The sequence below is a fragment of the Actinobacillus suis ATCC 33415 genome (assembly GCF_000739435.1).
Taxonomy (GTDB): Bacteria; Pseudomonadota; Gammaproteobacteria; order Enterobacterales; family Pasteurellaceae; genus Actinobacillus; species Actinobacillus suis.
This window is the reverse complement of record NZ_CP009159.1, coordinates 668,464-680,319: the sequence shown is the minus strand read 5'-3', so window position 1 is coordinate 680,319 and position 11,856 is coordinate 668,464. Positions and strand designations below refer to the sequence as shown.

Sequence of the window (11,856 nt, the reverse complement as noted above, 5' to 3'; positions counted from 1 at the left end):
CACATCCTATGTTCAGCAAAATAAACATTAAATTGTTCTGAATTTGGCAATATGCTCTAATGCTTGAGCAATTACCTCTTCAATCGACAGATTTGTCGAGTCTAACAATAACGCATCTTTAGCTGGAACCAAAGGCGCAACAGCGCGATTTCTATCGCGAAAGTCTCGCTCTTTAATCTCGGCTAAAATCTCGTCAAAGTTAGCATTAAATCCCTTTTCTTGCAACTGTTTTACACGTCTTTTTGTGCGTTCTTCGGCGCTGGCATCGAGAAATAACTTTACTTGGGCTTCAGGGAATACGACTGTCCCCATATCTCGTCCATCTGCAATTAAACCGTTCGGAGAACTGAAATCACGCTGACGTTGTAATAATGCATCTCGTACTTTAGGGAAAACCGCTACTTTTGAAGCATTTTGTCCAGCTTCAGCAGTACGAATTTGATCACCGACATTCTCACCGTCTAATATAACTTTTATCTCGCCATTTTCAGGAATAAATTTCACATTAAGGTGACGACCTACTTCAGCAATACGCTCTTCGTCATCTAATGCGACACCCGCTTTTAATGCCGCTAATGCGGTAATTCGATAAATTGCGCCTGAATCTAAAAAATCAAACCCTAATTTTTCCGCTAATGCATGACATAATGTGCCTTTGCCAGCACCACTAGGGCCATCAACAGTAATAATAAAATTGCTCATTCTTCGTTCCTACCTAAAGTGACAAAAGCATTATAATTCTGGGAATTCACCGATAATTACATTCACTTCCATAACCTGTCCGTTACGTAAAATTTGTACTTTAACTTGCGTACCCGGCTTCATATTTGCCAGTAAATCCATCATCTGAGTTGGTGATTCAGCGTCAACATTCCCCACTTTCAAGATACGGTCATTTTCTTCGATCCCAGCTTGTGCCGCCGGACCGTTTTCCGCAACACCGGTAATTAATACCCCTTTAGTTTTTTCCTGACTAGCCGTGGAATAGAGTGAGCTATTTACCCCAAAGTAACCTCGAATCACTCGACCGTCTTTGATAATTTTATCCATAATTTGCTTAGCTAAATTAATTGGAATAGCAAAGTTCAACCCTTCTGCCAATTCATCACTGGTTTTACCTAGGCTTAACGTATTAATTCCGACTAATTCCCCTGCTGAGTTTATCAATGCCCCTCCCGAATTACCTCGGTTAATCGAAGCATCGGTTTGAATAAAATTCTGACGACCTCCGTCCGTTAAAGCATTACGGCCTGTCGCACTAATAATCCCTTGTGTAATACTTTGTCCTAAGTTAAATGGGTTACCGATCGCAAATACGACATCTCCGATACGAATTGGACGTTCGTCATTCTGAGGAATTGTCGGTAAATTTTCCGCTTTAATCTTCAGCACTGCCAAATCGGTGAGCGTATCGTCTCCGACCAAAATCGCATCTGAAATCTTACCGGTTTGTAGTGCAACAATGATCTGCGCCGCATTTTGAATAACATGCTTGTTCGTCAAAATATAACCATCGGCAGTCATAATTACACCAGACCCAAGATTTTTAACTTCAAAAGTATCCCCATTTTGGCTTGGAGAACGGTTGTAAACATTTACTACCGCTGGAGAAGCCAATTTCACCGCATCATGATAACTGGCGATAGCAATATTCGATTGCCCTACAGCATGAATCTTATTATTGACTAAAGGAGCGATATAGAGAATTAAAAACGCACAAAAAAGTCCGAAACCCACTGCCTGTATTGCTTTTTTCTTCATTCTCAATCCTTTAATTTTCCTAACATAGTGAACTTGATATTATATAAGAATTTTCTTGTTTAGAACAGGTCATTCCTTACCTTTATCGTACATTCTCTCGCAAAGAGAGAAGATAAATCTGATTATATTTGCTACTTTTGTATACTTTTAATTGTGTATTCTCAAAAAATCGTTATAATGGCGCGCCCTTTTAAGGGGTCTGATCAGTTATTAAACGATCATAATTTAATACTGAGTCTTTTGTGGAGTAACTCATACTCCTCAGGTCTTATTTAACTATTTATAAAAATAACAAATGTATCGGAGCTGTAATGCGAACATTTATAACGACTTTATTAACGATGGGCTGTGCGGCAATTAGCTATGTGGCGGAAGGATGGAATTCCATTATTTTCGGCTGGGCTGCATTTACTTTAGGTTTATTGAGCATTTTATTTGCACTTACTCGCAAAGGTGAGAAATTAGTTGAGGAAGTAGAAGATAATCAACCGATTTAGAAAATTGTGATATACCTATATACAAAAATAGCCTGTGATAAGCAGGCTATTTTTTAGGGCATAAAAAAACCTAATCTTTCGATTAGGTTTCTAATTTTGGTGCTCTGGGCGAGACTCGAACTCGCACATCCTATGGACACTACCCCCTCAAGATAGCGTGTCTACCAATTCCACCACCAGAGCTTTAATTCTGTTCCCAAAACTATTGAGGAATATCGTTATTTTGGGTTTCTACTTTTGCAGGCTGTTCAACCTTTTGTTGCACACCGCTTAAATCTTCGAATTGACTTTTTGGTGCTACTTGGTGTGAATTCAAATTACCAATAAGTAAGCTAATACCAAAAAAGATAACTGCTAAAATCGCTGTCGTTCTTGATAAGAAGTTTGCTGAACCTGCTGAACCGAAAACAGTTCCGGCAGCGCCTGCTCCAAAAGAAGCACCGGCATCAGCGCCTTTACCTTGCTGCATTAAAATAAAACCAATTAATGCAATTGCAACAACGAGATAAATAATTGTTAGTACGTTTAACATTTAAACTCTCTATTTTTTCCGCGATAAATTTCAGATTTTAAAATTAAAATCAACTTGCGATGGCGAGCATAATATAGATTTAGCCTGCCGCTTGCAAGTGATTTTTTTATTCCAACTATACATTTGCCTTATTTTTCAGCAGTTTGTAAATTTTTCTTAAAATTTGACCGCTTACGATAAGAGGCAGGCGGTTGGATTCGACTCAAATTTTGCAATTTCTGTCTTTCCGTATGTAACAATTCAGGAAGCTTGCCGGTTAACGTTGCCATAAATTGCTGATAACTCGCTTGCTTTTTACTGATGTCGGTCAATTGCATTTCCCAATGTGCTGTCATATCCGGCTGAGTTGCTTCATCCGGCAACGCACTAATTAAAATTCGACCTGCTTCCGTGCTATGGATATTACGTCCTTTTTTGACTAAAAATCCTCGTTTGAACAGTAATTCGATGATCCCAGCACGGGTAGCTTCCGTCCCTAAACCGTCCGTTTCACGTAATACCTTTTTAAGCTGTTTATCTTGCACAAAACGCGCAATACCGGTCATCGCCGATAATAAACTTGCATCGGTAAAATGACGAGGCGGCTGAGTTTTCTTACTGACAATCTCGCCCTTTTCACAATGTAACTGCTGCCCTTTTTTCACAACTGGTAACAACGGCTCTAGTACTTCATCACTGTCTTCTTTGCCTAGTAATGATTTCCAACCGGCAACAATTAAGTTTCGGGCTTGCGCATTAAATGTTCCACCAGCGATATCCAATACAATTTTACCTTTTCGATATTCTGCATCCGGACAAAATTGCATTAAGTATTGACGGGCAATCAATTGATAAATACGTTTTTCGTTTTCAGTTAGTTGTACCGAGCCTTGGCGAGCGGTCGGAATAATGGCATGGTGCGCGTCAACCTTTTTATCATTCCAACAACGGTTACGGATTTCCGGATTAACCACTTCAGGCTTTTCTTTATATTCATCTAAGTGATGAGCGATTGCCGCCATTACCTTAAAACGGTCGGCATAATGCTCATTCGGTAAATAACGGTTATCCGAACGGGGATAAGTAATCAACTTATGTGTTTCGTATAGCTTCTGACAAATATCCAGCACTACCTGTGCCGATAAACCGTAACGACGTGCTGCATCAATTTGTAACACCGATAATGAGTAAGGCAGTGGCGCCGTTTCGGTTTCAATTTTATCCTGATAGTCCGTTACCAATGCAGCTTGGTCGGTAATGCGTTTAACCACATTTTCCGCCAAACTTTTGGATAACACACGACCGTCTTCATCTTGATAATCTTCGCAAGCCTTACTCGGTTGCCATTGTGCGGTAAAACGTCCTTGGGTTTCCGGTACAACGATATGGGCTAATACTTCAAAATAGTCTTTCGGTACAAAATGTTCAATTTCCAAATCTCGGCGCACAATCAAACCCAATACTGGAGTTTGTACCCGCCCGACCGATAATACGCCCTGATAGCCTGCCCAACGCCCTTGTAAAGTATAAGCACGCGTCATATTAATGCCGTATAGCCAATCCGCCCTTGCACGTGCTAATGCTGAAGTTGCAAGCGGTATAAAATCACGATTATTTTGCAATTTATCAATTGCTTTTTTTACTGCACTCGGGTTGAGATCACTGACTAAACAACGTTGAATCTGGTCACGTTTTTCCGCCGGTACATTTAGATAGCTGAACACTTCATCAACGAGCAGCTGCCCTTCTCTGTCCGGGTCGCCGGCGTTTACCAATACATCTGCTTTTTTTACCAATTTTTCGACCGCTTGTAGCTGCTTCAATGTTTCTTTTTTGGGCACTAATTTCCATTGTTGCGGAATAATCGGCAAATGTTCCATACGCCACATTTTAAAACGCTCATCATAAGCGTCCGGCTCAGCTTGTTCTAACAAATGGCCGATACACCAAGTTACCACATCATGTTCACCACATTGAATATAACCATCACCACGGGTATGCGGCTTAGGCAAGACGTCTGCGATTGCCCTTGCTAAACTTGGTTTTTCCGCTAAAAATACTCTCAAAGTTCTTTTCTCTAACATCATTCTGCTTTTATTGGGCAAAATTGTCTGATTTTTCTTTTTAAAAAGCAATAGGTTGGCCAAGATCTGTATCTGCCTCCTTGTTCTCAAATTGTCATCAAACTGTCATATTTCCTCAGTAAACTTCACGCCGAGTTATATAGCAACCTTAAGGAGTTTTTTTATGAAGCTATCAAAAATCGCTTTTATTTTTATTGCAGCAAGTACTTTCCAGCAAAGTGCAATCGCACAAGCGGAACAAGCACAACCTAAATCTGCAAAGAATGTGATTTTATTGATCAGTGACGGTGCCGGTATTAATACTTGGAAAGCGGCAAGCTATTTCCGCCATGGAGCATTAGGTAAAGAAGTTTACGATAAATTTGACGTAAAATTATTTGCTTCAACCTATCCGCTTAACACATCAACCAAGCCTACCCATTCACTTAAAAACTCGGTTAAATTCGATCCGAAAAGCCTTTGGAATAAAGATAAATCCGCTTATCAGCACAAAGGTAATCTCACTAACTACACCAGCTATTTCAGTGGGTATGAATATGCCCAAACCGATTTTACCGATAGTGCTGCCGCAGCAACTGCGCTCGCTAGCGGACAAAAAACTTATAATAATGCGATTAACTGGTCGAACAATGATACTCATATAAAAAATATTGGCGAATACGTGGTGGAATCAGGTCGTTCTCTTGGGGTAATCAGCTCGGTACAATGGAGTCACGCGACACCGGCAGGATTCTTATCGCATAATGTAAACCGCAATAATTACGCAGAGATCGCTCAAGAAGCGGTTAAATCCGGACGAGCATCCGTCATTATGGGTGCCGGCCACCCTTATTTCGATCAAAATGGTAAAGCGATTCAGCCTAAATCTGAAAAAGACTTCCGTTTTGTCGGCGGTAAGGAGACTTGGGAAAATTTAGTAGCAGGTAAAACCGATTACAAATTGATTGACAGTAAAGCAGATTTTGCAGCACTTGCTGAAGGTAAATTAGATTTTAACGGTAAACAAAAAATTCTCGGTACAGTACCGAATAATGCTACATTACAATTTAATCGAGACGGGGTCACTGCGGGAAATTTACTTGAAAATCAACCGGACTTAGCCACTATGACTCTTGGTGCATTAAATGTGGTCAGTAAGAATGATAAAGGCTTCTTCTTAATGGTGGAAGGCGGTGCGGTGGACTGGGCGGCACACGCTAATAATCTGCCTCGTTTAGTCGAAGAGCAAATCAGTTTTAACCTTGCTGTCGAAGCAGCTGTTAAGTGGGTTGAGAACAATAGCTCTTGGGATGAGACGTTATTAATTGTAACCACCGACCATGGTAACGGCTTCTTACAAGGTCCCGACTCAAATGACAAATTCTACTCTGAAATCATTAATCAAGGTGCAGGCGCACTACCGCTGGTACGCTGGTATTCAGATAATCACACCAGAGAATTGGTCCCGGTATTTGCTAAAGGTTTTGGTGCGAAACACTTCCTTGATATCGCAAAACCGGAAGCCGGTTTAGGTACGTACTATAAAGCTGCGCCGGAAAGCCAATTCTTTGTCGATAACACGGATATTTTCCGTACCATGCTCAAAGCTTTTGCGATTAAAGCGGAATAATCGTTAAAAGCGATAGCTAGAAAAAACGCACCTTAGCATTTTAAGGTGCGTTTTTTTATTAATTAAGTCCTTGCGATGAAAGAATCATCTGGCATTGAACCGGAGGTGTCGGTAACACTTTTGGTTTGGATGCGGTTGAACCTGCCGGTGCCGGCTCAAACCAAGAATAAAGCTCTGAACCACAACCATCGCCTGCCGGAATTGGAGCTTGGTTTTCACAATTCGGCGCATTTTGCGGACAACTTAAACGCACGTGCATATGCGAATCGTGTCCGTACCAAGGGCGCACTTTGCGTAACCAATTTCTGTCTGAACCGGCGGTATTGCATAATTTCACTTTAATCGCCGGGTTAACAAAGATTCTATCCACACGAGTATCTTGCGCCGCTAATTTCACCATCATTGCGTGTTGTGATGTCCATACTCGCTCATCAACTACCTGCGCATCACGATTTACCATTAATGTTGCTAAACCTGCCGGATTCTTCGCCGTTTCTGCATCCATTGGACCAAATCTAAACCAAATATCCGCATCTAAGCCGGTTTGGTGACTGGCATGACCGGAAGAAAAACGTCCGCCCGCTGGCATTCCCATATCGCCGATTAAGATCGGAGGTAAACCTGCGTTCTTCGTATTTTTAGCTAAACGTTGTAAAAATGATAGTAGGTCAGGATGTCCGTAAAAACGGTTACGTGCCGAGCGAATGACTTGATAGCCTTCGCCTTTTAATGCTAACGGCTGCGCACCGATAATACACCCATTGCTATAACCACCAATCGCTTGAGGCTGTCCGGCAACCGGTGTACGAATTTGCTCCCAAAGAGTCGCCTGAGTTGAAGCAGCTAAACTAAGGAGCCCTGATAACAAAACAGTTTTAAATTTTTTCATAAATGCTTTCTACAAATTTTTTAAACAAATAAAAATACAAGCGGTCATTTTTGCAAAAAATCTTGCAAATCAGACCGCTTGTTTTAATTATAACCGACTTAACGGCATTGTGCCTTAAATCTAAGTAAATGATCCAATAAAATAATCGCTGTCATCGCCTCGGCAATCGGCACTGCACGAATACCAACGCAAGGATCATGGCGTCCTTTGGTAACCAGTTCGACTTGTTCATTATTTAAATTCACCGAGCGTCCCGGTACCATAATACTGGATGTCGGTTTTAATGCGATATGTGCAATAATCGGTTGGCCGGAGCTGATCCCGCCCAAAATGCCGCCGGCATGATTTGAGACAAAACCTTCCGGTGTCATTTCATCTCGATGCTCACTACCGCGTTGCTCAACAACGGCAAAACCGTCACCAATTTCAACCGCTTTTACCGCATTAATTGACATCAACGCATGCGCAAGATCCGCATCTAAGCGGTCAAACACTGGCTCCCCCAATCCGACCGGTACATTTTCTGCCACCACAGTCAATTTTGCACCGATAGAATCGCCGTCTTTTTTCAAGTCACGAATCAACTCGTCAAAGCCTTCCACAGCAACCGGATCCGGACAGAAAAACGGATTACTTGTCACTTGTTGCCAGTCGATTTTACTGATATCCGCCACAGTTTCCGGATTGATTTTTATATTTCCAATTTGTGATAAATAACCACGCACTTCAATGCCGAATTGCTCACGTAAATATTTTTTTGCAATCGCACCGGCTGCAACACGCATTGCCGTTTCACGCGCTGAAGAACGGCCACCACCACGATAATCACGAATGCCGTATTTTTGCTGATAGGTATAATCCGCATGTCCCGGACGGAATTTATCAGCAATATCACCGTAATCTTTCGAGCGTTGATCACCGTTCTTAATGATTAAACCAATGCTAGTACCGGTTGTTTTGCCTTCAAACACACCGGACAGAATTTGGACTTCATCATCCTCTCTACGAGGTGTGGTATAACGTGAAGTCCCCGGTTTACGGCGATCTAAGTCGGGCTGAATATCCGCCTCCGACAGTTCCATATTGGGCGGAACGCCATCCACGATACAACCTAATGCAATACCATGCGATTCGCCGAATGTGGTTACTTTAAATAATTGTCCAATGCTGTTGCCTGCCATAATGCTTCCTTCTTATTTTGCTAAATTTTCACTAAATTTGACCGCTTGTTGTTCTTCTATTGCCGTATGCATATTGACATCCAACTGTTTGAAAGCGAATCGAATTTGATTTTGTTTTAATAATTCGGTAATCCGATAATGTAAGAAAGTTAAAGTTTCCGAGCGGTCACCTAATTCTCCTACAAACACTTCGATTTCATGCTCTAGCGCATTATCGTGAAAACGTAGAATATTGATTGCCGGTTTGGGTTCAGCCACTACTTTAGGGGCTTCTGCAATTGCTTGCAAGATTAATTCCCTTGCTTTTTGCAGATTGTCGTCTAAGTGTACATTTAGAAAGAATTGTACACGAGTAATCGTATTATTTAATGTCCAGTTAATAAAACGATCTGTGACAAATGCCTGATTCGGCAATACTACTTCCATATTATCCGAATTGAGTAATGTGGTTGAACGCAAACGAATTTTGGTAATAATGCCTGTGTGCTGTCCAACAGTGACTTTATCACCGACACGAATCGGACGTTCAAATAATAAAATCGAACCTGATACCACACTACCGAAAATTTCACGAACCCCAAAACCAAGCCCCACGGATAGCGCCGTAAAAATCCATTGAATTTTCGTCCACGAAATACCTAACGCAGAGAACGCCGATACCCCACCGATAACCACAATCGTATAAATAAAGACGGTAGTAATCGTTTGTGGTGTACCTTTAGATAATTTGATCCGTGAGAATAGAATCACCTCTAAAATACCGGCAATATTTTTAACCAAAGCATAAGTCACTATCACATACAAGAAAGCTCGCATGAGGTTTAATAAAGTAATTGCCTCAACTTTATCACCATCATTACTTTCGAATAAAATTACACCATCTAAATAATATGCGATACTGATTAAGTCCGACCAAACTACATAGAGTAAACCAAATAAAACCACCCAGCCAATAAGATCGGTAATACGGAAAATTTGTTGGTTAACCACCGAAAGTTTTATCGACTCTTCTTCTTTTATTTCATCCTTATTCGGCGGTTCCGCCGCTTGTTCTCGGATCTTTTGTCGTTTTTCTTGCAAACGACGATAAGCTAAACGACGTGCCGAAATAGTTACCGCACGATAAGCAAAATAACGTCCGAATACCCAAATCAGAATCACAAAGTAGCTATTCAGTAAATGCGTAATCAGATAAATCGCCGTATAGTAATAACCGAATACAATCAACACAATTAATGAGATCGGTACAACAATTAATACCAAGCGCAATAGCTTAAATAAGCTCACATTGCGAATGGTACCGTCTTCGGTTTTTGCATTCTGGTATTCGGTAATCCCTCTATCCAATAATGGACGCACCACAAACAGACATAGTGCAAGCGCAACAATAGACATTACCTGCCCAATCACATCGTTTGGATAGCCGATCATCTCAATTTGAGACGGAATCGAAGAGATCAATAATAAGCCGATAATCCAAATAGACTGTTTGATAATACGTTGGAAAATGCGGTTACTTTCTTGCGGCATACCGAAATGGCGATAAGCCAGTCCATTCGGGCGTAATAGCGATAAAGCCGTTGCAAAGAACCACCAATATAAAGTTAAACGCACGCCCCAACGCCATGCGGAAATCGGATCATCAAAGAATAAAAAAGCGATAAGGTTATAAGTAGTAAAAAACATTAAGGTGCTTGGTAGCGCAAGCAACAATGTCCAAAACATTGCTTCCGGTGTATACCAATGACTATCGTTTTTTAATGTGTTGACTTGACTTGCAATCCTAGACAAGCGGTCTTTTATCGCCTTTTTTTTCCAATTCAGTAAAAACGAAATTAATAAAAAGAAACCGGTAAATAATGCCGTAGGTAACAAATTCTTACTGACATTACTGAAGCTCATATACTTCGTTAATTCCGCAATCTCAGAAAACGCTAATTTAGGGAAAGCCTTAATCCAATCCAAACCCATCGGATTATTACTGTTTACCCAGAAACTTTGTTGCTGCAATTTACGTTGTAGTGTACTGCTAATCGCATCAATTTGTTTTTGGTTATTTTCGATATTAATGGAAACGTTTAGCTGGCTGTTTAATGACTTAATAATATCATCAAGCAATTTTTGGCGTTCTTTCAATAGCTTAGTCAACGCCAAGTTTTCTTCATAAGTCAGCGGCTCTTCAAGCGCTAATGTAATATTTCGCACATACTCATCAAGATTATATAGTTGATCTCGTTGCTGCGAATATTCAAAAATATGCACACGCACATTCGCAATTGAGGTAGCTAAGTCATTATTCAATTTCGCTGTCGGCAATGCCTGCATTTGCTGATTAATCACCTTAGAAAGCACTAATGTACCTTGCAATGCACTAATCTGCTCTTCAATATTACGCTGCGCTTGTGCCAAGCCTTCCAATACATTTTTTGTGCGCAAATCATCTTGCGATAACGCATTTAACGCTTGTGTCTGTCTAACCCAGAATTGACTTAATTCTCGGTTATGCTCCAATTCATCTTGAATTAAGAAATTTTGAATACCACTCGTAACCTGTTGGCTTTCAACTTGTAATGCTTTTTGCTCTGACTCTTGTAACCGCTTAGCATTTAAGGCATCTTGCAAAATGGCCAATTGCTTCTGTAGAAGTTGCTGCTGAGCAGTCGCTTCACTTCTTTTCTCCTCATCTAATTCAATCAGTTTTTCCGCATTAGTTGTGAGTAGTGCATTAAATTTATTATTTGCATCAATATAATCAAGCTCAGCGTTCCATCTATCCATCATAGGCTTGCTCGCTTGATTATTATTTTTTAAGCGAGTGATTTCCTGCGCTCTCACTACATTTTCTTCAGTGGTCTTTTGATTATTCAACAAAAGATTACGCCCATTAGATATACGACTATCCAATTCACTCAATGTCACTTGTACCGCTTGTAGTTGTGCCTGAATCTCCACCTGCTTTTGGCTTAATTTATCCAAAGACAACCCGTTGAACTCACTATTTTTTAATGAGTCCGTGGCATCTTTATAATCTTTGATACGAGCTTCAATTTCCAATAACTCTTGGGGAAGTTTTTGGATTTGTTTTTCCAACGCAACTAAATCACTTTTTTGCTTTTTAGTCTGCTCAATAAACTGCAATGTTGCACTTAACGTTTGCGAGTCGGCAGAACTAGGTTCCGTATCAAGCGTACCGGTTTGCAACGCACTAATTTGATTACGGACGCTTGCTTCAACCGCTTGTTGCTGGGTTTCCGCCCAAAGGAAAGGCGGAAACAGACCTCCAAGTAATACTAATTGCCAGGCTTTCTTAAACATCATAAGTAA

General features: G+C 40.8%; 9 protein-coding genes and 1 tRNA gene. 2 read left to right on the top strand and 8 right to left on the bottom strand.

Going from position 1 to position 11,856, the window contains the following annotated elements; genetic code table 11:
• Positions 1-27 precede the first annotated feature (27 nt).
• Together cmk and degS are read right to left on the bottom strand one after the other, a co-directional pair.
• Positions 28-702: a (d)CMP kinase gene (cmk, locus tag ASU1_RS03170; RefSeq protein ID WP_014991416.1), complete on the bottom strand. Its 675-nt coding sequence runs from the start codon at positions 700-702 to the stop codon at positions 28-30.
• 30 nt (positions 703-732) lie between these two features.
• Complete coding sequence (gene degS, locus ASU1_RS03165; protein WP_014991415.1) at positions 733-1,761, bottom strand: outer membrane-stress sensor serine endopeptidase DegS; 1,029 nt, start codon at positions 1,759-1,761, stop codon at positions 733-735.
• A gap of 311 nt (positions 1,762-2,072) precedes the next feature.
• On the opposite strand from degS, the gene ASU1_RS03160 reads away from it, so the two are divergent.
• Positions 2,073-2,258, top strand: coding sequence for a hypothetical protein (locus ASU1_RS03160; protein WP_014991414.1), 186 nt, complete (start codon positions 2,073-2,075; stop codon positions 2,256-2,258).
• Between the two features lie 97 nt (positions 2,259-2,355).
• Here the strand turns inward: ASU1_RS03160 and ASU1_RS03155 are convergent.
• From ASU1_RS03155 to ASU1_RS03145, 3 genes are all read right to left on the bottom strand, one after another.
• Positions 2,356-2,441 (bottom strand) — tRNA-Leu (locus ASU1_RS03155).
• Between the two features lie 19 nt (positions 2,442-2,460).
• Complete coding sequence (gene secG / locus ASU1_RS03150) at positions 2,461-2,790, bottom strand: preprotein translocase subunit SecG (RefSeq protein WP_014991413.1); 330 nt, start codon at positions 2,788-2,790, stop codon at positions 2,461-2,463.
• Positions 2,791-2,918: 128 nt separating this feature from the next.
• The gene (locus ASU1_RS03145) at positions 2,919-4,835 is read right to left on the bottom strand and encodes a DNA topoisomerase III (protein WP_014991412.1); all 1,917 of its coding nucleotides are present in this window, start codon (positions 4,833-4,835) and stop codon (positions 2,919-2,921) included.
• A 181-nt stretch (positions 4,836-5,016) separates the two neighbouring features.
• Here ASU1_RS03145 and ASU1_RS03140 point away from each other — a divergent pair, with 181 nt between their 5' ends.
• Complete coding sequence (locus ASU1_RS03140) at positions 5,017-6,462, top strand: alkaline phosphatase (protein ID WP_014991411.1); 1,446 nt, start codon at positions 5,017-5,019, stop codon at positions 6,460-6,462.
• Between the two features lie 58 nt (positions 6,463-6,520).
• On the opposite strand, the gene mepA is transcribed toward ASU1_RS03140, so the two are convergent.
• From mepA to mscK, 3 genes are all read right to left on the bottom strand, one after another.
• Positions 6,521-7,351 carry a penicillin-insensitive murein endopeptidase gene (mepA, locus tag ASU1_RS03135; RefSeq protein WP_014991410.1) on the bottom strand — a complete coding sequence of 277 codons (831 nt, stop codon included), beginning with the start codon at positions 7,349-7,351 and terminating at the stop codon, positions 6,521-6,523.
• Between the two features lie 98 nt (positions 7,352-7,449).
• Positions 7,450-8,532, bottom strand: a complete 1,083-nt coding sequence (aroC, locus tag ASU1_RS03130; RefSeq protein ID WP_014991409.1) for a chorismate synthase — start codon at positions 8,530-8,532, stop codon at positions 7,450-7,452.
• Positions 8,533-8,544: 12 nt separating this feature from the next.
• Positions 8,545-11,850, bottom strand: coding sequence for a mechanosensitive channel MscK (gene mscK, locus ASU1_RS03125; RefSeq protein ID WP_014991408.1), 3,306 nt, complete (start codon positions 11,848-11,850; stop codon positions 8,545-8,547).
• Positions 11,851-11,856: the final 6 nt, after the last annotated feature.